The sequence below is a fragment of the Methylobacterium gossipiicola genome (assembly GCF_900113485.1).
Classification (GTDB): domain Bacteria; phylum Pseudomonadota; class Alphaproteobacteria; order Rhizobiales; family Beijerinckiaceae; genus Methylobacterium; species Methylobacterium gossipiicola.
Genome location: NZ_FOPM01000011.1, coordinates 1 through 21,084 on the forward strand (window position 1 = coordinate 1; position 21,084 = coordinate 21,084).

General features: G+C 67.0%; 23 protein-coding genes and 1 pseudogene. 7 read left to right on the plus strand and 17 right to left on the minus strand.

Features of this window, described 5'->3' with window-relative positions:
* Both BM249_RS21255 and BM249_RS11090 read left to right on the plus strand, forming a co-directional pair.
* Positions 1 to 93, plus strand: a pseudogene (locus tag BM249_RS21255) (IS5-like element ISMex42 family transposase); the annotation flags it as partial.
* A gap of 51 nt (positions 94 to 144) precedes the next feature.
* Positions 145 to 531, plus strand: a complete 387-nt coding sequence (locus BM249_RS11090) for a recombinase family protein (RefSeq protein WP_425284824.1) — start codon at positions 145 to 147, stop codon at positions 529 to 531.
* 331 nt (positions 532 to 862) lie between these two features.
* Here BM249_RS11090 and repC read toward each other — a convergent pair whose 3' ends face one another.
* The 15 genes from repC to BM249_RS11160 all read right to left on the minus strand — a co-directional run bounded on the left by repC (position 863) and on the right by BM249_RS11160 (position 16,283).
* Entirely contained in the window at positions 863 to 2,074 is a 1,212-nt protein-coding gene (gene repC / locus BM249_RS11095; RefSeq protein ID WP_091971901.1) for a plasmid replication protein RepC, read from the minus strand.
* Positions 2,075 to 2,259: 185 nt separating this feature from the next.
* Positions 2,260 to 3,294, minus strand: coding sequence for a plasmid partitioning protein RepB (gene repB / locus BM249_RS11100; protein ID WP_091972086.1), 1,035 nt, complete (start codon positions 3,292 to 3,294; stop codon positions 2,260 to 2,262).
* Positions 3,291 to 4,496, minus strand: a complete 1,206-nt coding sequence (gene repA, locus BM249_RS11105; RefSeq protein WP_091972088.1) for a plasmid partitioning protein RepA — start codon at positions 4,494 to 4,496, stop codon at positions 3,291 to 3,293. Before repA ends, repB begins: the two co-directional genes overlap by 4 nt.
* Before the next feature lie 218 nt (positions 4,497 to 4,714).
* Positions 4,715 to 5,944: a hypothetical protein gene (locus BM249_RS11110; protein WP_244528701.1), complete on the minus strand. Its 1,230-nt coding sequence runs from the start codon at positions 5,942 to 5,944 to the stop codon at positions 4,715 to 4,717.
* A 96-nt stretch (positions 5,945 to 6,040) separates the two neighbouring features.
* Positions 6,041 to 8,299, minus strand: coding sequence for a DotA/TraY family protein (locus tag BM249_RS11115; protein WP_091971905.1), 2,259 nt, complete (start codon positions 8,297 to 8,299; stop codon positions 6,041 to 6,043).
* An 8-nt stretch (positions 8,300 to 8,307) separates the two neighbouring features.
* On the minus strand, positions 8,308 to 9,294 hold the full coding sequence (locus BM249_RS11120) for a hypothetical protein (protein ID WP_091971907.1): 987 nt from the start codon (positions 9,292 to 9,294) through the stop codon (positions 8,308 to 8,310).
* Positions 9,291 to 10,310: a hypothetical protein gene (locus BM249_RS11125; RefSeq protein WP_091971909.1), complete on the minus strand. Its 1,020-nt coding sequence runs from the start codon at positions 10,308 to 10,310 to the stop codon at positions 9,291 to 9,293. Before BM249_RS11125 ends, BM249_RS11120 begins: the two co-directional genes overlap by 4 nt.
* On the minus strand, positions 10,307 to 11,071 hold the full coding sequence (locus tag BM249_RS11130; protein WP_091971910.1) for a hypothetical protein: 765 nt from the start codon (positions 11,069 to 11,071) through the stop codon (positions 10,307 to 10,309). The genes BM249_RS11125 and BM249_RS11130 overlap by 4 nt, the downstream gene beginning before the upstream one ends.
* Positions 11,068 to 11,838 carry a peptidoglycan DD-metalloendopeptidase family protein gene (locus BM249_RS11135; RefSeq protein ID WP_244528702.1) on the minus strand — a complete coding sequence of 257 codons (771 nt, stop codon included), beginning with the start codon at positions 11,836 to 11,838 and terminating at the stop codon, positions 11,068 to 11,070. Before BM249_RS11135 ends, BM249_RS11130 begins: the two co-directional genes overlap by 4 nt.
* 172 nt (positions 11,839 to 12,010) lie before the next feature.
* The gene (locus BM249_RS21260) at positions 12,011 to 12,430 is read right to left on the minus strand and encodes a hypothetical protein (RefSeq protein ID WP_143103737.1); all 420 of its coding nucleotides are present in this window, start codon (positions 12,428 to 12,430) and stop codon (positions 12,011 to 12,013) included.
* The gene (locus BM249_RS11140) at positions 12,427 to 13,089 is read right to left on the minus strand and encodes a hypothetical protein (RefSeq protein WP_091971914.1); all 663 of its coding nucleotides are present in this window, start codon (positions 13,087 to 13,089) and stop codon (positions 12,427 to 12,429) included. Before BM249_RS11140 ends, BM249_RS21260 begins: the two co-directional genes overlap by 4 nt.
* Entirely contained in the window at positions 13,074 to 13,319 is a 246-nt protein-coding gene (locus tag BM249_RS11145) for a hypothetical protein (protein WP_091971916.1), read from the minus strand. The genes BM249_RS11140 and BM249_RS11145 overlap by 16 nt, the downstream gene beginning before the upstream one ends.
* The gene (locus BM249_RS11150) at positions 13,316 to 13,948 is read right to left on the minus strand and encodes a YcbK family protein (RefSeq protein WP_244528703.1); all 633 of its coding nucleotides are present in this window, start codon (positions 13,946 to 13,948) and stop codon (positions 13,316 to 13,318) included. The genes BM249_RS11145 and BM249_RS11150 overlap by 4 nt, the downstream gene beginning before the upstream one ends.
* Entirely contained in the window at positions 13,929 to 15,110 is a 1,182-nt protein-coding gene (locus BM249_RS11155; protein ID WP_091971920.1) for a type IV pilus twitching motility protein PilT, read from the minus strand. The genes BM249_RS11150 and BM249_RS11155 overlap by 20 nt, the downstream gene beginning before the upstream one ends.
* Before the next feature lie 3 nt (positions 15,111 to 15,113).
* Positions 15,114 to 16,283: a type IV secretory system conjugative DNA transfer family protein gene (locus tag BM249_RS11160; RefSeq protein ID WP_091971922.1), complete on the minus strand. Its 1,170-nt coding sequence runs from the start codon at positions 16,281 to 16,283 to the stop codon at positions 15,114 to 15,116.
* A 243-nt stretch (positions 16,284 to 16,526) separates the two neighbouring features.
* On the opposite strand from BM249_RS11160, the gene BM249_RS11165 reads away from it, so the two are divergent.
* Entirely contained in the window at positions 16,527 to 17,048 is a 522-nt protein-coding gene (locus BM249_RS11165; RefSeq protein ID WP_091971925.1) for a hypothetical protein, read from the plus strand.
* A 16-nt stretch (positions 17,049 to 17,064) separates the two neighbouring features.
* On the opposite strand, the gene BM249_RS11170 is transcribed toward BM249_RS11165, so the two are convergent.
* Both BM249_RS11170 and BM249_RS21265 read right to left on the minus strand, forming a co-directional pair.
* A complete protein-coding gene (locus tag BM249_RS11170; RefSeq protein WP_244528704.1) occupies positions 17,065 to 17,631 on the minus strand; it encodes a hypothetical protein in 567 nt (188 codons plus the stop codon).
* An 8-nt stretch (positions 17,632 to 17,639) separates the two neighbouring features.
* The gene (locus BM249_RS21265) at positions 17,640 to 18,053 is read right to left on the minus strand and encodes a hypothetical protein (protein WP_143103738.1); all 414 of its coding nucleotides are present in this window, start codon (positions 18,051 to 18,053) and stop codon (positions 17,640 to 17,642) included.
* Positions 18,054 to 18,507: 454 nt separating this feature from the next.
* On the opposite strand from BM249_RS21265, the gene BM249_RS11175 reads away from it, so the two are divergent.
* Genes BM249_RS11175 through BM249_RS11190 form a run of 4 tightly spaced genes read left to right on the plus strand, consistent with a single transcriptional unit; the run spans position 18,508 to position 21,077 of the window.
* Positions 18,508 to 18,975 (plus strand): thioredoxin domain-containing protein, encoded by a 468-nt coding sequence (locus tag BM249_RS11175; protein ID WP_244528705.1) that lies wholly within the window; start codon positions 18,508 to 18,510, stop codon positions 18,973 to 18,975.
* 1 nt (position 18,976) lies between these two features.
* Positions 18,977 to 19,252 (plus strand): hypothetical protein, encoded by a 276-nt coding sequence (locus BM249_RS11180; RefSeq protein ID WP_012778854.1) that lies wholly within the window; start codon positions 18,977 to 18,979, stop codon positions 19,250 to 19,252.
* Positions 19,249 to 19,905: a DotI/IcmL family type IV secretion protein gene (locus tag BM249_RS11185; protein WP_012778853.1), complete on the plus strand. Its 657-nt coding sequence runs from the start codon at positions 19,249 to 19,251 to the stop codon at positions 19,903 to 19,905. The genes BM249_RS11180 and BM249_RS11185 overlap by 4 nt, the downstream gene beginning before the upstream one ends.
* Positions 19,902 to 21,077, plus strand: a complete 1,176-nt coding sequence (locus tag BM249_RS11190; RefSeq protein ID WP_091971929.1) for a DotH/IcmK family type IV secretion protein — start codon at positions 19,902 to 19,904, stop codon at positions 21,075 to 21,077. Before BM249_RS11185 ends, BM249_RS11190 begins: the two co-directional genes overlap by 4 nt.
* Positions 21,078 to 21,084: the final 7 nt, after the last annotated feature.

Sequence of the window (21,084 nt, forward strand, 5' to 3'; positions counted from 1 at the left end):
TGGCGGGCCATCGCCACGCGCTACGAAAAGACCGCCGCCAGCTTCACCGGCGTCCTCTGCCTCGCAGCCGCCCTCGATTGGCTCAAGCGATGACACGCCCTAGCGGAGGCCATCGCCTATGTCCGGCGCGGCGACACCGTGGTGGTGTGGAAGCTCGATCAGCTCGGCCGCTCGATGGCGTACCTGATCGAGACGGTACGACGGCTCGAGGCCAAGTGCACCGGGTTCCGGTCCCTGACCGAGGACGTGGACACCACGACGCCGGGCGTCATGCTCGTGTTCCACCTGTTCGGGGCGCTCGCCCAGTTCGAGCGCGACCTCATCCGCGAGCGGACGAGCGCCGGCTTGCGGGCAGCGGAAGCGCGCGGGCGCAAGGGAGGCCGAAAGCCCCTGGTCACGATGGACAAGCTCGTCAGAGCCCAAGCCCTTCTCGCCGGTCTCACCGTGCGCGAGGCCACCGCCCACCTGAATGTCGGCAAGACCGCCTTCTACGAGGCCTTGGCCAGCGTCGGAACTACACCCTCGGCCTGAGTTCGCCCTCCGTTCCTCCTTAGCGTACCCAAACGTCACGTTCTTGCAGTGCCCCCTACCTCCAGTTCCATCAGGCGCTCGGCCGCAAAGCCGATCATCTCGCGCAGCAAATCAGCGTCTCAGCGTCGGCGCTCTTCTCCATCAGCCCACGAAAGCTCATCATCTCGTCGATCATCGGGGGGCTCTCGGGTTCGGGGTTGGCTGTCGCACCCCGACCCTACCCGGCAATCGCCGATGTCCCCCCTGAATCTACACCACCGCCTGGGACACGACCGACCCACGCGGGCGATGGTCAATCAATATCGCTTGGTTCACCATGTCGAACCGCCGGTCATGACCTGGGTCGCATCGACGACACCCGCGCACGGGTGAGGGCGAGCAAGACTGGGCCGAGGCTGTACCGCCCTGCCCTCTTTCGCTCGACCAAGGTGCGCAGGTAGCCACCAGGGCTCTTGATGTGCTCAGCCCGCTGGAGAATCGCTGCCATCGTCGCGGCCGCAGCGTCGGGGCCCATCACGTCCTGTGCATCCCGCCAGGCGCTCGGGCTGATGCCCATCATCCCACGGACGAGGTCAGCAACGTCGGCGAGGTCGCGCCAGGACCGGATCCCGTTGCGGGCATAGTCGACGATGTCGGGGCAGGCGTTCAGCACCATGCCGAGCGGGTAGGCCGCTGCCGTTCCGCTGTCCCCAACCGGACGGCCCCTGCCCTCTCCTTCATCTCCATTCCTGGGAGCTTTTCCAGAATCAAACGCCTTTGGTTTTGAATTCTGATTGTGCCGCCCAGAATGCGCGGCACTGCCGTTCGATTTTTCCACATCCTGCCGAACCGACAGGGACTTGCTCACATTGGCAACGAGGTCCGTGAGGGCGGTACGGATCGCATTGAGGTCGGCGAGGCCGGGCGAGCGGGTCAGGCCGCCCAGGATCGCCTCGTAGCGCGCGCGATAGCCCGTCCAATCGGCAGCGATGCCGGCTTCGACGCCCGCGAGGATGAGCTTCACGGCGTCCCGGCGCAGGATCGTCACCGCCTCACGTGCGAGATGCAGCGCCCGACGCTCGGCCTGGATCCGATCTGCCTGCGCCTCGAACTCGGCCGCGCGCGCCACGATCGGTGTGAGGTCGAACCCGAATGCCTGCGCGACCATCCCGCCCTGCCCCTTCCGGGCGTAGCGCTTGCCGTTGGGGCTGTCACGCCGAATCACCAGCCCGGCCTCGACCAGGGCGGCCAGGTGCCGGCGCAGGGTGCTCTCGGTCATGCCGTGCGCCCGCAACGCCAGCTGCGTGTTCGACGGGAAGACGACTAGGTTGGCGCCCTCACCCGCCATCAGCGCGGTCTCGGGATGGAAGCTGAGGAGCGCGTTCAGCACGGAGAGGGACCGGTCGGACACGCCGATCCAGTCCTTGGCCTGGGCGATGTGGCGGAAGACGGCCCACTTGTTGACCGTGGCGTCGCGGGGGCATGCGGCAGCGTTCGCCTGCGCATCGATCTGCGCAGCCGTCAGCGGACGCCGCCCAAAGGGCGTCGTGATGTGCAGGTTCATCGTCGTTGTCGGGCACCGGGCCAGCCGAAGGCGTTCGCCAAAACGGCGTCCAGACTCTTGACGGGAGCTGTCGGAAGTGGGATTCTCAGCTTGCTTAGAACGGAGAAGGGCTTCCGGGACGGAAACGTCTTGGGGGCCTTTTTCTTTTTCGGTGCGACGTCCTCTATTCGGGGTTGCGGGTCAGGTTACTCCTTGCGAGCACGATGCTCGGCAAGGATCTCTGCGAACCGGCTCATGAGGTGATCCCCGAGCTCTGGTTCTAATTCCTCGTTAATCGTCAGGACGAAGCGGTTGTCGGTGCGTTCGATGCGCGCGACAGCCCGCCCTTCCCCGTCGAGCCAATTTTTCGGTTTCGCCTTGCGCTTCGCGGCCGTCTTGGCGCTGATCGCCGCCAAGACGGCCGCGAAGCGCTCGTCCGTGGACATGGCCTGAAACGCCTCGTCGCCTATCAACCGGTCGATTGCTACTCGGCCCTTGCTCTGGATTCGCTCGGCCAGATCCATCCAGCGCGGCCGCCCCGCCTTCGGCGCCGGCCCGATGGCCGCAACGATGTCCTCGGGGATGGTCCGGGCGACAGTAATGAACCGGGAGACGTTGGGCGGGTCTGTCGCCATGGCAGCGCAGATCACCTCGCGCGGGAACGACCGCATCTCCAGCCGAAGGGCGAAGAAGGCCCGTTCGATGTAGCTGAGGTCGCGTCGGTCTAAGTTCTCCTTGCCCTGGGCCACGACCAGTTCGTCGTCCGTGAGCGGCCGGATGACCGCGCGAACCTTGATGCCCAGCTCCGCTGCCGCCCGGACGCGGCGATGCCCGTAGGCAATCTGGTACCGGCCCTGCGCCTCCGGATGCGGTCGCACTAGGATCGGGACCTGCTGCCCGCTACGCATGCTCTCCACGAGGCCGGCCATGGCCGGGTCCGTCGCGTCGGACACTCGATCCGCCACGAAAGAGCCGTCGATCTGCGCCGTGTCCAGCTCGGCGACAACGGAGCCAGTCTCGAGGTTGTCGGCCGACCGGGCTCGCGCCTTCAGGTCGTCGAGCGTTGCGCCCATTGCTCGAACGGCCCCGCTGCGCGCACGCGCGGGGCCGAGAACCGGGGGAGGGGCCGACGGATTGTCAGCTGACAATGTCGGCGGGGCCGGCGCGGGCCGATTGTCAGCTGACAATCGCTCCGGCGCCTTTGCGCCGAACAGCGCGTCGAGGGAGGTCTTGCGGCTCATGCCCGGCCCCATGCGTGGCGGATCATGACCTCAATCTCGCCGTTCACCGCCTCGAGCGATTCGACCGCGCGGTCGTAGGTCGATCGGGTCATGGTCTCCCGGCCGATCTCGTAAAGCGTCTGCTTGGACAGGCCGGCATCCGAAACCGCCGAGGATTTCAGCATCGTGGCGTTGAGCACTGCCTCGCCGAAAAGGTGACGGAGAAGGGTGACGACGCGAGTCTGCGGCGTATCCTGCGGCTCATACCGGGTGACAAGGAAGCGGACCGCGTCAAACTGGATCTCGCCACCGGCCTCGCGCACCACCGACAATAGGTCCCCCGTCATCGTTAGGAACTGGGACATCGAGGCGATGTCGAGCATCTGCGGGTGGACGGTGATGAGCAGCGACGTGGCGGCATAGAGGGCGGCAAGGGTGAGGAAGCCGAGTTGCGGCGGACAGTCGATTACGACGACATCGTAGCGGTGCTCGACGGTCTGGAGCGCTTGGCTCAGGCGCTCAAAAAAAAGCTGGTCGCGGTCGTCCCTTCGGTTAAGCGCCTTCGGCGTTTCGTGCTCGAACTCCATCAGCTCGAGGTTGGCCGGGATTAGGTCGAGACCCGTGAAGTAGGTGGGCCGGATGATCTCGTCGATCGGCCGCCGCTCGGGCCCGTACCGCAGAGCGCCGTAGAGCGTCTCGTTGGGTCCCACCTCGATTTCCGGCTGGACCCCGTGCAGGACCGAGAGGCTGGCCTGGGGGTCGAGGTCGATCGCCAGGACCCGATAGCCACGCAGCACCAGGGATTGCGCCAGATGGGCGGCCGTGGTGGTCTTGCCGGAACCGCCCTTGAAGTTCACCACGGAGACGACCTGAAGGTGCTCCCCCTCCGTGCGCCATGGCTTATAGGCACGCCCGGTCCGAGAAATCTCAGTCATGTGCGCGCGCAGGCCGTGAATGTCGGCGAGGGTGTAGGACCGCCGGCCTGTGGGCGAGACCTCGGGGAGGGGGCCGTCGCCGGCAAGTGAGAGTTGGCGTAGGCGATTGTCAGTCACGCCGATAATCCTGGCCGCCTCCCCTGAGGTGAACCGGCGGAGCGTCTTGACGGAATCGGGGCTGAACAGGGCCTCGGACAGCGTCCGAAGCTTCTCGCGCAGGATCGAGGCATACTCGTCGATGACTTCGCCACTCGTCGCCCCGCCCACATGGATCGGTCGTTGCAGCATGGTTTGCGCGTCCACGTTCCGAATCCTCGCTTCCGTTTTTAACGTCGATTGACGCTATAAACGCGAAGCTTGATCACGTGCAATGATTCGGTAACGAGAGTCGAGTCCGTCGTAGGCCTGTTGCGAGCGTCTGGTCCGAATTCGGTGTGGAGGAACTGCCGCCCGATAGAGACATTTGGATCGCTCCGCAGGCGGGCGGCCACCTCGACTGCCGCTCATCAGCTGACAGAAGCATAGGCGTCCGTTCCCGAGTTCGTGGTTTCTGGAGCATTCGGCAGACCAATGTCCAAGATGAACGGACAATCTTTGACGGTGGACACGAACTTGCCTCTGAGAGGGACGATTCCTCCTTTAGCCTTCCGGCTATGGATCCGCAGGGCTCCGCCCTTCCGAATCGCCTTCCGGACGTGATGCGCGGGTCTCGCCGAATGGGCGAGCGACCCGATTGCCCCCGCCTTCGCCGCAGCCTCGCGAAAGCGCTGCGCGGAGACGCCCGAGAGCACGTCGGGGTAGACGATATGCACGAGGGTGTGCGCGGCCTGGCCGGGCGCCATGGAGGCCAGGGCCTCGGTGCAGCGCGCGATGACCAAAGCGGTGGTGAGGGGCGAGGACGGCCGAATGCACACCAGACCGCCTGCGAGGAGGGCCTTTTTCAGATCGAGACCGCTCGTCAACGACATGCTGGTCAGGGCCGCGAGTTCACCGGCGTGAGCGACGAGGGCCTTTCGTCCGGTCTCGCGCTGATCCTTCGGGATCTCCTTGAGCGGTTTGAGCACCGCACGGAAGGCGGCGCCGTCGGCCAAAGACGCCGTGTCGGCGCTGACGTTCTTGCGGGCGATTTCGTACTCGCCGGAGAGGAGGCGCTTGAAGGCGGTTTCGTCGGTCAAGGCCTGATAGAGATCGAGGGAACTCTTCCGATACCGGCTGGCCAACATGTCGATGATCGGCAGCAGCGCCCGGTTCACGGCGCTGGCTTCGGGTCCGAGGCGCAGGTCGGCGATCGCGTCGGCCAGGGTAGCGGTGGTGATCAGCAAGGGCGGCCGGGGCGCCTGCTGGAAGTCGATCGCCCTAATCTCTCCGTCCCGCCCGAACGGCCGGGCCACCTCGGCCAGTTGGTCGGTCATCATGTCCGCGTCGGCGCTCTGGACGATGATGGCGCCCATCCGGTTGAGGCAAGCGCCGAACACGAGGTTGGCCGCGATCTCGGTGTGCCAGGCAGGACCTTCGCTGAAGACGCTCAGCCCCTGCACCAGGTCCTCGCGCCGTAGCCAGACTTGCCCGGTGGCGGCAAGACCGACGGGCCAGGTGGCATCGCCGCGCCGCCGCGTGGTCGCATCGCGATAGCCACGCCTCCCGAGATGGAGCGGAATGCGCGCCGGCGCGCGCCACGTACGCCAGCCGTAAGTGAAGTGGCGCAGGTAGCGATAGCCCGCGTAAGCCAGGATCATCTCCGGGACGAAGGGGAGCGCCAGGGCCGAGAAGGAAAGGGTGGCCGCGATCCCGAATTGCGTGGCGACCGCCTTGGGCGAAACGTCGTCCATCGATCAGGAGTTCTTGCTGCGCAGCTTCGACAGCATGGTCCAGGCCCCAGCACGGGAGCCATCGATCACGCGGCCGACGGTGCGGTGCGAAGAGCTGCCGGGGATCTGCCCAGGCGAGCGGGGCATGACGATGCCGGCGGCCGCGACGGCGGCGGTGTTGCCAGTCCGGCGCTCGATCTGCCCGCCGATCCAGGACAGCACAGTCTCGGGCAGGGCGCTAATCTGGCCGGCGGCCAGCGCGATGATCGAGAACAACACGACGGCGTAGACGAACAGCCCAGCGGTTCCGACCATCGCGTAGGCGATGGTGCCGTCTGGCGCGATCATCGCCAGCGCGCCGCGGAAGAAGATGTTGGTGATGTCGATCCCGACCCGCATGAGCAGGATCGAGACCAGCATGCCGATGACGATGAGGGGAGGGCGAAGCAGGATGCCGAGGAAGAACAGGTAGCCCTGGCCGCTGTTGCCGACGAAGCTGTCGGAGCGGGCGGGCATGAACTTGGTGAGCAGCCAGATCGGCACGGCGATCATCGCCTCGGCGACGACGAGGAACCAGTTGAAGGTCGCCATCAGAAAATGGACGATGACGACGAACGGCACCAGGCCGATCAGCAGGAAGGCGGCGACGAAGAGCACGATCGCGAGGCAGTGGAGAAACCCCATCACCTCTCTGAGGCCGGATCGAATGGCGCTATCGTCGCTCAACTTGAGCTTGCCCAATCCCCAGTTCAGGATGTCGCCGCCGGCAGCGACTCCGGTCGCCCCCATGCCCCAATAGGCGATGACCTGACCGATCTCCTGGACTTCCAGGATGGGATCTTTCCAGGCGCTGCTCTCGGGTCGGCTGATCCTGTCGAGGACGCCAGAGTAGATCATCGACAGGCCGCGAGCGAACTGGTTGGGCGGATCCATCTGAGCGGTCGGGTTATCGCTCGCCACGCTGGCGACGCTGGCCGATCCTTGCGCGGCGATAAAGCCCCCGAAGGTCGCGACGTAAGTGAGGTTGCGCTGCGCCTCATCGGCAAGCGGCGCGTAGGCGCTGTGGCCGAAGTAGGGAATGTAGGCGTTGATATTGGCCGGGGGCTCGACACGGATGGAGCCGCTCGGCCCTGCGGAGGCCGCCAGGAGCTTGGCCTGGACGAGGCTCATCGAGCGCTGCCATAGGGCGGCGGCGAGCCAGCCATTGTCGGTGGCGCTGGCGAGGTAGTTGCGCAGGGCCAGGTTGAGCTGTTCGCTGTTGCTCTGGGTCAGGCTCTGATTAACCGAGATATAGGCGGTATCGATCGCTCGGCTGATCTGCCTCTTGATCGCCTCATCGTCGCGGCTGCCGGAATTGATGGCGCGGGCGATGCCGGCGGCGGCTCCGTCGAGACTATTGATCGCCGCCTGGAAGCTCTGCTGGCTCTGCCGTTCGGCGAGATTGATCAGCGTCCTGGTGGTGCCGGCGTCGTTCGTGTCGGCGATGGTCGGGCCGATCTTCTGGTGCTCGTACACGACGGCGCCGCAGAGATTGTCCGACTTGCGGAAATACCCGTTGGTGTCGATGAAGTGGTAGCTCGTCGCGCGCGCGCTCCACGATCCGAAATAGCCATCGTCGACCGTCGTCTTCGTGCTGATCGCGGCGGCGTCGTCTCGGCCGGAGACGTTCCTGGCGTAGGTCTGCAGGGCCTGGGCACAGACATAGCCGTAGAGGCGGCCTTCCAGCACCTTGGCGAGCTTGCCGCGCAGCACGAAGTCGCCGAGCGCCTGGGTCGGGCTGGTGAGCGTGCCGTACATGCCGTTGAGGCCGGTGCCGGCGACGCGGGTCCAGAGGGTGTCGCCGAAGCCCGATCCGAAGACCGCGAGCTGGACGACGAGGATCTGGACCAGCGACAGGCCGGACTTGATCGGCAGGCTGAGGATCGCGCCGGTGATGACCCGCAGGAGGGTGTATTTGGCGCTCGACTGGCGGCCGAAGGCCTGCCCGTCGTTGGCGGTGTCGGCGACCATCGAATAGAGCAGGTAGCAGGCGAGGATCGTCGCGACGATCAGGCAGCCGACGTTGAAGGAGCCGAGCGCGACGGTGAGCGGGCGGTCGTCGGTGCAGGCGGCTGCGGTCCAGACGCCATCGACCACGCAGCCGAGGAGCTTGCGCAGGTTGATGAGCGCCAGGTCGTTCTGGACCGGCGTGAACATCTCCTTGGCCGTCGTCTGGGCCTCTGCCGCCGTGGCGGCGGCGAGGAACCCGAGGCTGCCGGCGGCGGCCGTGATCCTGCGGAGCATCCGGGCCTCTACAGATTGCCGCTGGCCTGGGTGGCCAGCATGGTGCCGAGGACGGCCGCGGTGCGGGCCTGCTGCTCGATGAGCTGCTGGCGCAAAGCCAGCGACATCGAGCGCATGCGGGTGAGTTCGATGAGCAGGCCGTGCTCGGACTGGCCGGCGAGGCCGGCCGACCACGCTTCGTATTGCGGCCCACCGCCGTACTGGGCGATGAGCGCCTCGAGCTGGGCGAGCGGCGAGGCGGCGGAGGTGCCGATCTGGTGGTCGTCGGTGGACGACATCGCCCGGACGGCGCTGAGCGACACCAGGGCGGGCGAGCGCAGGGCCTCGACGCGGCGGGCCCGCAGCATCATCAGGTCGGCCTCGGCCCCCGGCATGGCGGCCGTGGGTTTGGGTATCGGCAGACCGGCCATGTCCTGGATGACGATCTTGCGGTCGTCGTCGCTCGCGGAGGGATCGAACAGGATCGCGGCATCCGCCTTGGTGGGATCCTTCAGGCGGGCGCGGGTCGCCTCCGGGATCGGGACGTTTTTGCCCGGCGCGACGTCGAGTTCGCGATAGGATTCCCGGCCGGTCATGGCGACGTTGCCCATGGAGCGGTTGGTGGAGTTCATCAGGTCGATGGAGCCGCAGGCGTTCACGCCCTGGCCGGTCTCGATGGAATATTGCTCGCGGGCATCGACCAGGGCCTGGCGCTGGGCGACCTGGGACAGGGTGGCGGCCACGGCCTGCTGGGTGTTGCTCACGAGGTTCACCTCCCGCTCGCCGTTGGTGGAGACCTGGGCGGTCTGCACCTTCATGGCCGAGAGCAGCATTTCCAGGGTGAGACTGCGCTGGGTGGCGACGTTGGTGCCCATGGTCGCCACCCGTGTTTCCAGGGCGCCGGTCGCCTTGGTGTGGCCGGCGACCCAGAGCTCGTCGACGACGAGGCAGGACTGCGCCGCCACGGGGGAGGCGAGGGCGGCCAGGGCCGCAGCGAGGAGGATCGGCTTCTTCATGGCGTCTGGAAGCTCGCAGGGGTCGAGGTATCGCGACCGGGGGAGGGCACGCTGGAGATGCGGGCGTTGACCATGGACAGGAGCAGGGCCGCGGCGGTGGCCTCGGTTCGCATCCCGCGTTTGATCTGGTGGGCGAGGAGGGCGAGGTTGGCCGCTTCCATCCGCACCGCGTCCTGAATGATGCCGCGGTCGTGCTGGCCGGCGGTGCCGGCGGCCCACGCCGCACCGCCGTCGTTGCCCTGCCAGTGTCCCGACAGCGCGCGGGTTTTGGCGATCGGACCGTCCGGCCGGTAGTCGGCCGCGATGTCGGCGAGCACGACCGCGGTCATCGAGCGGTAGGTGTCTCGGCCGGTCTTCTCGAGCTTGTTGAGGTCGTTGGTCGCGGAGTTTCCGGTGTTGCGCGGCTGCGGATCGGGCGGGCCGATGACGGTGGTGATGAACTTCGTGGCGGCCTCGCGGTCGCCGCTGTAGAGCGCGGCGCCGTCGGGGGCATCGCCGGACTTCACGTCGGCGACCCAGTCCTTCGGGTCGGCGTAGCGGCCGGGCTGGGCGTGGACCTGGGTGACCATCTGCTGGCGGACCGCCGCGGAGCCCGTCAAGGCCGTATAGAGCGACTGAGCCTTGGTGTTCGACCCGCACGGGTCGTAGCCGATCGAGCCGTAGCGGTGGGTGGCGAGGGCCACGGCCTGACGCTGGTCCTGGGTAGCGAGGGTGGTGGCGAGCGCCTGGCTCGAGGCCCGGAACCCGTTGGCCACCTGATCGGAGCCGGCGGCCGACTGAGCCGTCAGCACCTTCACGGCCGAGATGAGACGGGCCCGCTCGGCGAGTTCCTGGGCGACCAGGGCGGACTCGGTGGTGGTGATGGCGCCGGTGATCGCCGTGGTCAGGGTGGAGGTCGCGAGGTTCACGCGTCCCTCGACGCCGACGCAGCTCTGAGCCCGTGCCGGCGCCGAGACGCCGATCGCCGCGACGACGGCGCCGAGCCCGACGAGGGCGGTTGCGGTTCGAGCCGTCATGGGGTGCCTCCCTGGCGCCGATCGCCGCCCATGCCGCCGACGAGGACCCCGACGAGACCGGCGCGGGCGCCGCTCATGATCGCGCCCTCGCGGCGGGCCTGGACCAGGGCGGCATCCTCCTCGGCCGTTCGCGGGTTGGGCTTCACCGTGGGCAGGGGGGCGACGACGTCGAGGTAGTCAGCTGCCGTCATCACCTCCTCGGCCGAGTAGTTGCGGTTGAACAGCCAGGGCGCCGCGTCGGAGTCGCCAGCGCCGTAGCCGCCGGGCTGGGCGCCCTTGCACCAGCCGGTCTCCTGCTCCGAGGGCGAGCAATAGAAACTGCGCCGCTGATCGAGGGAATCGCCCATGCGGACGCCGGCATCGCCGCCTTCCGTAAGCCAGCGGCGGTCTGCCGCCCCGAAGGCTTGGCGGGCCTTCGTCGCGGAGGCCTCGCTGTCACTGGCCTGCGAGAGCCCGAGCGAGATGTCGCAGGCGGCGTAGCCCGTGCCGGTATCGTAACCGTACTGATGCTGGGCGCGGGCGAGCCGCAGGGCGTTGTCCTGGCTGACCAGGGTGGAGGCGACCGCCTCCGCGCTGGCCTTGTCGCCGTTGGTGATCTGGAGCGCGGTGCCACTCGACTGCGCGCCGGAGACGCGCATGCCCGACAACACCCGCTGCAGGGAGATCTCCCATTGCGGGAAGAGGCTCTGCGCCTCAGCCGGACACGCCAAGGCGACGGCCAGGATGGCGCTCGCCGGAAGGAGGGGGATGGCCCGTGTCATGGCTTCCCCTCCATCGGGCGCGCGTCGAGCGCGTAGAGCGTCACGAGCTGCGCGAGCGCGGCATCGATCTGGGCGTCGTAGTCGAAGGAGTTAGCGGCTAACTCGGCCGAGTTCGTGCGAGCCAGCTCGATGTAGAGGCTGCGGTTGGGCTGGTTGGCGACCTTGACCGCGTGGTCCTCGGAGCCCGTGGCCCTCTCGGCCGCGCTGGCGATCGCGGATTGCTGCGATTGGCTGTCGGAGCGCGAGACGGTCTCGCTGGCCGCACCCTCATTGGCTCCCGGCGTGCAGGTCTTCGGCAGGGTCGTGTTCCGAGGGCCGCCGGCCATGTCGGGGTACGGATTGGAGATCGGTAGCTGGCGCGGCAGGAACGGTTCGGGATTGACGTAGTACCAGGCCTGCGGGAGCGCCGATTTGATCGCATCGGCGGTCATCGGCCTGGCGCCCTTGCTGGCATACATCTTCCAGACCCGGCCGTTGGTGCCGGTCGCGGCGAGGACGTTGCCCTTCAGGAGCGTGCCGAGATGGAGATGGGGGGCGCAGCTTTTCATGCCCTCGCAACCCATCGTCCCCACTTGCTCGCCGGCAGTGATCTGTGGGTCTTGCCTTTTGTTAAAAACAGCGGTGTTCATATGAAGATACAAAAAGCGCGTATCTCCAGAGACCACATCAGCGATGATCCCGCCGCCAGTAAAATTGTGATACGTTATCGCACCCGATGATCCTGAAAAGATCTTCGTTCCAGCCCCTTCGCTATTAACGATATCCATGCCTTGGTGATAACCGGCAGACGCACCGGCCCTGCCGGTTCGGTTCACACCGTACGGAGACGAAACCCTCTGACCGGCTGGTTTCATGATGTCAGACGTGAGGCACGTACCTGAAAGGGCGGGCACCGACGAAGCCATAAGTATGACAAGCGCCGATGATTGAATTTTTAATTCAATCATTACCCGGAGCCTTCTTGGAAGAGCACAACGCATATTGCGTGTTGTTGAAGAGTATTTTTGTTTTGTCGATAAACTTTAGAGAAAACGAGTCGTCGTTTTCGTTGTCTGGGCTTTCGCGCATACCCTGCGGAACGTGAGCATCCCAATCGCATTTCGTATCGATAAAGATTATACCCTTGGGCTGCTTCATTATTTTTAGAATTTTGCAGCGCGCTTCCCCACGCACGCCCTCTTGGTCAATTCGTTGGATCAGTCGGTCTTTCTCGATTGTGAGAGGCGGCCTCTTACAGTCGGCCGGTGAGGCGGGTGAGTATCCCCAGTCGCCAGCTGGCAGGGTGATTGGCTCGGCCTGAGCCGAGCCGAAACCTGCGAGAAGCAGGCCCGCGGCGAGCACGATGGAACGGCGGATCATTGGAACATGCCTCCGTAGCTGCTGCCGGAAGGGGGGGGCGCCGAGACCGGCGCGGACGCGCTCGGCTGGGCGGCGACCGAGCTGGCGTCCTGTGGCGCCGTGCTTGTCGTGAGCGCCGAGCCGAACGCGGAGTTCTGGACGTGGTTGTACGAGCCGAGGCCGGTAATGTTCGGTAGGTTGATCGGCGAGATCGACCCGTTGAGTTGCCGGAACAGGTCGCCCGAGACCGAGTTCTGGAAGCTGCCCATCTGCTGGTTGATGCTGCGGATCGTGTCGCGCAGCTGATCGTCGAGGATCTGGCAGACCTGCCGCTTGGCCGCGTCGATCACCGACCCGATCAGGCCCTGCGCGGCTCCCGTGAGGAAGCCACTTAGATCCGGGATCAGGTTCGACAGGTCGAAGCGCTTGAGCAGATCGCCGGCGATGCAGGAGTTCGGCCCGTTGAAGAAGGCCGAGGGATTGACCTTGGCCGCGTCGATCAGCGCGATCTGGCGCTGGACGGCCGCGTCGGCCGCCTGACGGACGAGGCAGTTCGAGCTGGTCTGAGCCCCGGCCGGCATGGAGCCGACGGCGAGGCCGCCCAAGAGGACGGAGCCCAACAGCACCTTGCGGATCCGGCGGCGGATCCGGTGCGGAGGCGAGTTCAGAACGCCGGCCATTTTCCACCCTCGATAAATTTCGCCCAGAGATATTTAAGAAAGCGCAGCGGCGTCATCTTGCGGTGATTGCAGTACGCCAAAAATCCGGCGTACAACGCCATCGCGATGAACGTGTATCGGCTCAATCCCGTGAGGATCAGCAGCGGGAAAAACGCCGCGATACTGCCGTGCAGGCCGAGGAACCGCATCGGCACGGCCGACCAGCGCCAGGGCATATGGCGGCCGCTCATGCTGGATCTCCCGGCTTGGTGATCGGGGTGCCGGGGGCGGGCTGCCCGGCCGGCTTCCGTCCGCCGGCCCAGACCCGGGCCTTGCCGATGTCGAGGTGGCAGAAGTTCGGATAGATCCCGACGCCGCCACGGCCGCACAGTGCCCCAGCAACCGCCACCGCATCCGCGCCGTAGCCGGCCGCGCGCAGGTCGGCGGCGCGCCCCGCGAGGTGGAGCGAGGCCTTCGCGGCCCCCTCGATCCCGGCATTGTGCTGCGGCGTGCGGTAGCCGGAGGTGACGATCAGCGGCACCACCGAGCCGTGGACCGCACTCATCGCCCCCTGAACCGAGGCCAGGAGGTCGAACAGGCGCGGATCGATCCAGACTGCCGAACTGCCGTCGCCGACGTCGCGCAGGAGCCACGACAGGAGGAGCAGGTCGCGGGTGTTGTAGCCGTCCGGCGTCCGGACGATCGCACTCACCTCCTCGCCGGTGCGGTCGCGGCGCAGCCACAGCCGCACCGGCGGCGGAACGGCGCCGGCACCGGCCAGAGCCGCCGCGTAGGCCGGATCGGTGCCCGCGAGGCCGACCGCCGCGCCGGCCAGGGTTCCGGCGAGGCCGGTGAGGAGGCTACGCCGCGAGACGGGCATCGCGGTATCCATAGCGCTCGAGCACGCGGCGGGCGGTGGCGACGTCGATCACGCCCTGGTCGAGCGCCATCGCGACCGTTGCCTTCATCGAGCGGCCGTCCTCGCCCCGGCCGATGATGTCGCGCAGGGTCTCGACCGACTCGGCCATGCCCGCCCGGGCCACCTCGCGGCGAACGGGATTGGTGAGCACCTGCCATTCGCGCAGGCAGACCCGGCCGCCACCGACCCGCGGCACAAGGAGCTGCGAGACGAGGAGGTGGCTGCTGCCGAGGACGTCGTGGAACGCCTGGGTCTGCAGGTCGGCCGGGAACATCAGCGTCAGGCGTCGCAGGATGTGGGCGACGTCGTTGGCGTGGGTCGTCGTATAGATCGGGTGGCCGGTCTGGGCCGCCTCGACGCTGGCCATGACGGTGTGCATGTCGCGCAGCTCGCCCACCAGAAGCAGGCCGGGCTTGCGCCGCAGGGAATTGCGCACCCCGGCCGCGAACGTGGGCAGGTGCAGGCCGATCTCGTGCTGCATGATGGTGCAGCTCGCCGATGGTACGTTCTCGAAGACGAACTCGATCGGCGCCTCATAGGTGATGACGTTGCCGTGGATCGGCGTCTCCTCCTCGAGGATCCGGCGGATCAGCGCGGCCAGCGTGGTGGTCTTGCCCGAGCCGGTCTCGCCGGCGACGATCACGGCGCCCTGGGCCGGGGTGGACTCGGCCACGATGGCGTCCTCGACCCCGAGGGTGGCCACCGTTGGCGGATCGGCCGGGATGTGACGGCAGACGATCTGCACGCCGGTATCGCCTTCGTGGTAGCCGGCGGTGACGTTGATACGGAAGCGGTGCCGGACCGGCTCGGCGTCGCGCTTCACCCCGATCCGGTCCTCGATGGTGATCGCCCGGTCGAAATCCTGCCCCGCATAGAGCTTCGACATGATCGAGTCGGTGGAGGACAGGTCGGTGGCGATGCGCGCCATGGTGCTCGGCTGAAGCCAGACGCGGGTCAGCGCGAAGAGCTCGCCGTGGATGGCGGCCAGGACCGGGCGACCGGACTGGAAGATCACGTCGGAGGCGCCGATCGCCACGGCATGGAGGAACAGGCGGCTCACCTCGTCGCGGCCATGCACGACGATCTCCTGCTCGGGATATCGGGTCTTACCGGTCCAGCGCATGGCTCACTCCGGGGTCGCGGCCGCCGCCGAGGCGGTGCGCAGGAATTTCGGGGTGACGACGATCTTGAGGAGGCGCTGATCGACCGCGGCCGAGCGGCCGCCCTTGCTGACCTTGAGCGCGGTGGCGCGTGTCTTCACGATCGGCAGGCTGACCGCGCCCTGGGCCGCGAGATCCTGATAGCGGCGCATCCCGGAGTAATCGCGGTCGAGCCGGGCCAAGCCGTCGTCGAAGGCGGCGCGGGCCTGCTGCACGCCCACCTCCAGGCCGCCCTTGTAGCCGACCTCCCAGTTGGCCTGCTCGATATCGCCCTTGGGCGGGGTCCACGTGGTCTTGGCCTCGGGCGGGGGCGTGACGGTGAGGTAGTCGCGCCAGTTCGGCGGCTGCACCGTGACCCGCGCGTCGCGCAGGATCTCGAAGCTGCCGAGCGTGGTGACCAACAGGGTGCGGCTCGGGGTCTGGCGCACCCCGCGCAGCTCGGACACGACCGGCGGCACGATGTCGGGGCCGATCATCACGGTGGCGAACGGGTACTTGGCGTCGAGCCGGTCGCTGATGTCGGACGTATCGAGGTAGGCGGCGATCCTGCGGGATTCCTCGCGGTAGCCATCCTGGATGCCGGCGGTCCGGGCGGTGCGCTGCACGACCTTGGTCGGACGGTTGGCATCGCCGAACACCCCGGCCGAATAGCGCTGGAAGTCGGGGTTCGACGGGTGAGGCGGGGCGGGCGGTGCCGAGTTGTCGCCGACGTTGGGCGCGAACGGCTGCCCGTCCTGGCCCGGCAGGGAGCGGGGTCCGTTGGCGATGGCATTGAGGACGTTGGCCTGGGCGAGGCCCCCCGGGCCGTAGTAGCCGGGCGGCGGATAGCCGCCGTAGCCGGGAACGCCGTAGCCGGGGGCGCCATAGCCCGGTCCACCGTAGCCGGGGCCGCCATAGCCATAGCCGGCGCCATACCCCCCACCGTAGCCGGGAGCGCCATATCCGGGTCCGCCGTAGCCGTAGCCGCCGCCGGCCGGGGCGCCGTAGCCGTAGCCCCCCGCAGGGGCGACGGGGGCGCATGCCGCCGGGTTCTGGGCGCAGTAGGTGTTGGCGACCTGGGCCCCGGCCGGTTGCCCGAGGACGCAGAGCGCGGTGGTGCCGAGCACGCCGGAGAGGATCCTTGCCTTCAGGCGCATGGTTCAGATCCCGTGCTCACGCAGCTTGGCATCGACATGCCCCGAGGTGCTGCTTCCGGTGCTGACGCAACCGGGCAGCAGAACGCCGATACCGATCAGCACAGCCACCAGTCTAACGGTCGCCTTCACCCGAATTGCGCTCATAATCATACCCCGCGTAATCGGACTTGTATTTGCCTTGCGATACCGATCGATGCTGTTACACAAGAGCCGACGGATCGATAACTTTAGCAGGTGACCCAGATGGGGATCGTCTCGTTCGTGAGGGCGCGCCTCGCGCGCCGGGTCGGACCGGAGCATCGCAGCTTCGCGGCCATGGGCGGGACGGTGCTGGGCGGGATGCACGTCCTCTGCCCCACCTGCCGGCGCGGCCGCCTGATGAGCGATCCCGAGGCGCTCGATCGGCGCCGCTGCGACGACCCGAATTGCGGCGCGACCTTCTCCCTGGCGGAACTCGGCCGCACCTACGCCCTCGACGGCACCGATCCGCGGACCCTGGCCGCCTATGAGCGGCAACAGGCCCTGACCCTGTTCGTGGCAGCCGAGATCATCGGCGTGCTGGCCGCCGCCTGGGCGATCTATGCCCGCTCGTGGCTCACGCTCTTCGGAGCCGCGCTGCTCTGCCTCGTGGTGTGCGCCACCGCCATGGTCTCGCGCTACCGCGCGTGGCAGCTCGATCACGGGAGGCTGTTCGAAGCGCGGGCGCCCCTGTGGGCCTTCGCGGTCTCGGAGGTGCAGGGGCTGGTCCGGCGCAGCGGCCGCTAGGGGAGCGTCCTTCATCTCAGCCCCCGATCATCATGCAGACGTTCGACAGCGACACGTCCATCTTGATCGTGTTGCCGACGAGCTGGGCGACGTCGTTGATGAAGAACGCCAGGGTGCCGCCGACGAGGTACAGGAAGGCCGAGCCCGCCCCGTCATGCTGGCCTGAAGTCGCCTTGTAGAGCTTCAGGCCGGCGACGAGCCACGCCAGGGCGCCGAGGCACATGAAGAAGTATGTGATCGCCGCCCTGATCTGATCGCAGGTCGATCCACGCTGAGACCCGCCGTAGTTGAACATGCTGTAGGTGATATCGCCGCCGAGCACGAAGCTGTTGGCGAATTTCCACAGCAGGACCGGCGCCACGATCATCGCGCCGGCGAGGGCGAGCTTGCCGAAAGCGGTATCGATCGTCACCGGGCGATTGGAGAATTTATGTTCCCCGGCCGCGACACCGTAGAGTGCGTAGAGGCCGGACGTCCCGAACCAGATCCCCAGCAGGGCAATGCCCAAAAAGATCAAGTTGACGAAGAGCGGGAACACCTCACTCAACGAAACGAGCAGACTGCCAAGATCGGGAACGACCATCACCGCACCTATTTAGAATTGTTCGAATTTCGTTCGAGCAGCTCTAACCTTTCCTCCAGCGCGTTCATCCGCTCACGCAGCTCTTCCATCTTCAAATTCGTCGGATCGGTATCGAGATCAGGCCGCCGGTAAGGGCGTTTTTCTTCGGCACGCCCGTCGTGATATTCAAATCTCGATCGGTTTTGCCGTCCCTCCTCGCCGTTGACGGGGCCGATCAGTAAAGTTGTAACAAGCCCCGCAGACAACCCGGCAATGTTTACAACTGTCGCCGCAAGCCTCGATGCGTCTCTAAACGTTTGATGCATTGCACGCTCTGGGTAGGGCCGCGTCACAGGACACGGGCTCGACCAGCCTATTACTTTGACGGCCGCGCCGCATGACGAAGGATATCCCACCAAAAACCAAGTAAATTCGGATTGCATACAAAACACATATCGCTCACAACCCCCACTTATGGCCCATATCGCACCCCGTTGGGCTACCCATTACCCGGTACGCATAGATGTTTCATTGACATACCGAGGAAGGCTTCGCAATAAGTGCCGACCCTGAGCATTCAGGACTGTAGGCGGGCGGACCACGATGGAAAGCGCAGTCAAACACATCGCTTGGGCGGGATCTTTGATTGCATGTGTCTTTTTTGCCACCGATAAACATTGGGTTCCGGTGCAAATTCAGATCGTTGCGAGCCCGACTACTCAGAATTTGGCAGCGCTCTCAAACGGCTCCGCTACGGCAAATGCCTTGCCGGCTACAGGCTTGGCGTCGGCCCCTCCGGCATCGCCGGCGCTGCCCGCCTCTCCGCAGGTTGCACAATCTCCGGCTGCCCCATCGGCGAACTTCGCCACCATCGAGGACACGAAGAAGGCCGGGCAGGTGATCGAGACGCTGGGGAAGCTCGCGGCGATCGTCGACGTGCCGGCCGGAACGCCGGAGAGCCGGGTGGCGACGATCTTCTTCGATCCGCGTTGCCCGTATTGCCACGCCGCCTTCACGGCCCTGCACGGCCAGGTCGCGGCACGCTGGATCCCGGTGGTGGTGCTGGGCGATTCCGAGGCCGGCACCCGCATGGCCGCGGCGATCCTGTCGGCTCCCGATCACGTCGCAGCGCTCAAGAGCGCCTTCGACGCCAAGCTCACCCCGGCTGCCGCGCCGAGCCCGGAGATCGCGGCCAAGCTCGACGAGAACCGGCAAGCCTTCGCCTCGATCTTCGCGGCGGCCCCGCAGCTGCGCCCGGGCGTGCCGACGCTGTTCGTGCCCCGCCCCGACGGGCGGCTCGCCATCATGGTCGGGTACGAGCCCGGCGACGACGCCAAGCTGCGCTCGGTCCTGACCGGGAGCTGAGATGGCCCGCCGCGTGACCATCGGGGCGTTCAGCCTGCCCTCGGCCCGGGGCTGCCTGTCGCCCTCGGCCTTGGCCGAGCAGCTCGCCGGCTACGGGCGCGCCAGCTCGTTCCTGGCCGGTGCCCTGTTCGCGTCGCTCATAGGGACGATGTGGCTCACCTACTTCTGCCTGCAGCGGGCGGAGGTGATCCCCTACGTCGCCGACGGCGGGGTGTTCGGCTGCGAAGTGCGGGCCGTCTCGCAACCGGCCTTACAGACCGACAGGAGTGAACCATGAAGTCGGCCGACCGCATCTCGCGGGAGGTCGACGCGGGTCAGATGATGCTCCGGAACCAGTGGAACTGGATCCTGTTGCTGTCGGTGTTCCTCAGCATCTCGCTCGTCGTCAACGGATTGCTGTTCTACAACGCCTTCTACCGCTTTCCGATCAAGCAATTCATCTGGACTTCGGACGCGCAAGCCGTCTGCGACGCGATCCCGTTGACCGAGCCGAACATCAGCCAGGCCCGGCTGAAGGAGTTCGCCGTCAGTGCGGCGGTCGAGCTGAACAGCTACGACTATGCCAACTGGCGCGCGCTCATCAACAACGCGCTCAGCCAGTCCTTCACGCCGAAGGGCCGCGACCGTTATCGCGCCGCCCTGCAGGAGAGCGGCATCATCCAGAAGGTGGTGCTCGGCTACCAGACCGTCTCGGCGGTGACCACCGACCCGGCCAACATCTCCGAGGAAGGCAAGTCCGGCGGTCGCTATTACTGGATCGTCGAGGTGCCGCTGCAAATCTTCTACCGGACCAACGTCGAGACCAAGGTCGAGCGCCGGCTCCTGACCATGACGATTGTGCGGATCGATCCCTCGCCGATCAATCCCAACGGCATCGCGATCGACTCGGTGATCTCGACGCAGCAACTGACCAATCAGGTGAGTCCATGACCCGTGTCGGTCACGCCTCGACCCGCGTCCGAGTCTCCGGCTGCCTGCTCGCGGCCCTCCTCGGCGCGGCTCCGGCGGCGCGCGCCCACGGCGTTCATGCGGCCGGGCAGCCGGCCGATGCCGATGCGGCCGCGACCGCGGGCAGCGCATCCGGCGGCGCGAGCCCGCCCACTTCGGGTGCCGGAGCGGTCCGCCGCCCGTTCGGCGTCCCTCCGACCGGTGTTCCGCCCGTCGGTGCGGCGACCAATGCGGCCCCCGCGCCGGCACCGCGCTCGCTGACGGCGGCCGAACTCGAGGAGCTACGCCAGCGCATGCTCGGCAGTTCGAAGGGCGTGATCCTCAAGCCGGACGAGATCCAGGGCGTTCGCCGCGCGGTGCAGGACGCGCAGGGCGCCGGCAACTTCCCGGGCCGCGACGGGCGCATGCCCCGGCCGGAGCCGCGGCTGCTCTCGGTGACGCAGGAGGTCAGTCGGTCGGCCCCGGAAACGCTGCATCTGGCCTACGGCATCGTCTCGCCGATCACCTTCGTCGATGGCAAGGGCCATCCCTGGCCCATCGCCTCGGTCGCCTACGACCCGCGCCTGTTCGCGCAGGACGGCACCGGCTGCGGCGTCGATGCCGCGATGGGCTCGACCCAGGTCGCGGCCGCGGCGGGCTCCGACCGGCCGACCTCGATCAACCTGATGCCCTGTCGCTACGACACCTGGGGCAACATCCTGATCCGGCTGGAGAACGTCCCCTATCCGATCCCCCTGATGGTCCTGTCCGGTCAGAGCGAGACGGTGGACATCCCGGTCACGGTGCGGGTGGCCGGCACCTCGCCGCTCACCCCCGTCAAGGTCGCCACGGCGAGCTCCGGCCCGGTGCGCAAGGGCGGCGGGCGGCCCGCCGCCCGCGGCGCGGGGGGGCCCGACACCACGGCGCTGCTGCACCTGTTCGGGGCCGGAACCCCGCCGGCCGGGGCGCAGGTGCTCGTCGCCAACGGGGCGCAGGCCTGGCTCTACCGCGACCGGATGTACGTGCGGGTCCAGGGCAATCTGGTGAGCCCGCAGCCTGTGGCGTCGGCCGACGCCCCGGAGGGCTACCGGATCTACGAGTTCCTGCGCCCGACCTCGCGCCTCGTCGCCGAACGCGGCGACGGCTCGGAGACTGCCATCAGCGTCGAGTTCTGAGGGAGAC

Excerpts from the sequence above, each read along its gene's own strand:
- repC (WP_091971901.1), bottom strand. The coding sequence starts at position 2,074 with ATGAACCTGCACATCACGACGCCCTTTGGGCGGCGTCCGCTGACGGCT.
- repB (WP_091972086.1), bottom strand. The coding sequence starts at position 3,294 with ATGAGCCGCAAGACCTCCCTCGACGCGCTGTTCGGCGCAAAGGCGCCG.
- repA (WP_091972088.1), bottom strand. The coding sequence starts at position 4,496 with ATGCTGCAACGACCGATCCATGTGGGCGGGGCGACGAGTGGCGAAGTC.
- BM249_RS11110 (WP_244528701.1), bottom strand. The coding sequence starts at position 5,944 with ATGATCCTGGCTTACGCGGGCTATCGCTACCTGCGCCACTTCACTTAC.
- BM249_RS11115 (WP_091971905.1), bottom strand. The coding sequence starts at position 8,299 with ATGCTCCGCAGGATCACGGCCGCCGCCGGCAGCCTCGGGTTCCTCGCC.
- BM249_RS11120 (WP_091971907.1), bottom strand. The coding sequence starts at position 9,294 with ATGAAGAAGCCGATCCTCCTCGCTGCGGCCCTGGCCGCCCTCGCCTCC.
- BM249_RS11125 (WP_091971909.1), bottom strand. The coding sequence starts at position 10,310 with ATGACGGCTCGAACCGCAACCGCCCTCGTCGGGCTCGGCGCCGTCGTC.
- BM249_RS11130 (WP_091971910.1), bottom strand. The coding sequence starts at position 11,071 with ATGACACGGGCCATCCCCCTCCTTCCGGCGAGCGCCATCCTGGCCGTC.
- BM249_RS11135 (WP_244528702.1), bottom strand. The coding sequence starts at position 11,838 with ATGGATATCGTTAATAGCGAAGGGGCTGGAACGAAGATCTTTTCAGGA.
- BM249_RS21260 (WP_143103737.1), bottom strand. The coding sequence starts at position 12,430 with ATGATCCGCCGTTCCATCGTGCTCGCCGCGGGCCTGCTTCTCGCAGGT.
- BM249_RS11140 (WP_091971914.1), bottom strand. The coding sequence starts at position 13,089 with ATGGCCGGCGTTCTGAACTCGCCTCCGCACCGGATCCGCCGCCGGATC.
- BM249_RS11145 (WP_091971916.1), bottom strand. The coding sequence starts at position 13,319 with ATGAGCGGCCGCCATATGCCCTGGCGCTGGTCGGCCGTGCCGATGCGG.
- BM249_RS11150 (WP_244528703.1), bottom strand. The coding sequence starts at position 13,948 with ATGCCCGTCTCGCGGCGTAGCCTCCTCACCGGCCTCGCCGGAACCCTG.
- BM249_RS11155 (WP_091971920.1), bottom strand. The coding sequence starts at position 15,110 with ATGCGCTGGACCGGTAAGACCCGATATCCCGAGCAGGAGATCGTCGTG.
- BM249_RS11160 (WP_091971922.1), bottom strand. The coding sequence starts at position 16,283 with ATGCGCCTGAAGGCAAGGATCCTCTCCGGCGTGCTCGGCACCACCGCG.
- BM249_RS11165 (WP_091971925.1), top strand. The coding sequence starts at position 16,527 with ATGGGGATCGTCTCGTTCGTGAGGGCGCGCCTCGCGCGCCGGGTCGGA.
- BM249_RS11170 (WP_244528704.1), bottom strand. The coding sequence starts at position 17,631 with ATGGTCGTTCCCGATCTTGGCAGTCTGCTCGTTTCGTTGAGTGAGGTG.
- BM249_RS21265 (WP_143103738.1), bottom strand. The coding sequence starts at position 18,053 with ATGCAATCCGAATTTACTTGGTTTTTGGTGGGATATCCTTCGTCATGC.
- BM249_RS11180 (WP_012778854.1), top strand. The coding sequence starts at position 18,977 with ATGGCCCGCCGCGTGACCATCGGGGCGTTCAGCCTGCCCTCGGCCCGG.
- BM249_RS11185 (WP_012778853.1), top strand. The coding sequence starts at position 19,249 with ATGAAGTCGGCCGACCGCATCTCGCGGGAGGTCGACGCGGGTCAGATG.
- BM249_RS11190 (WP_091971929.1), top strand. The coding sequence starts at position 19,902 with ATGACCCGTGTCGGTCACGCCTCGACCCGCGTCCGAGTCTCCGGCTGC.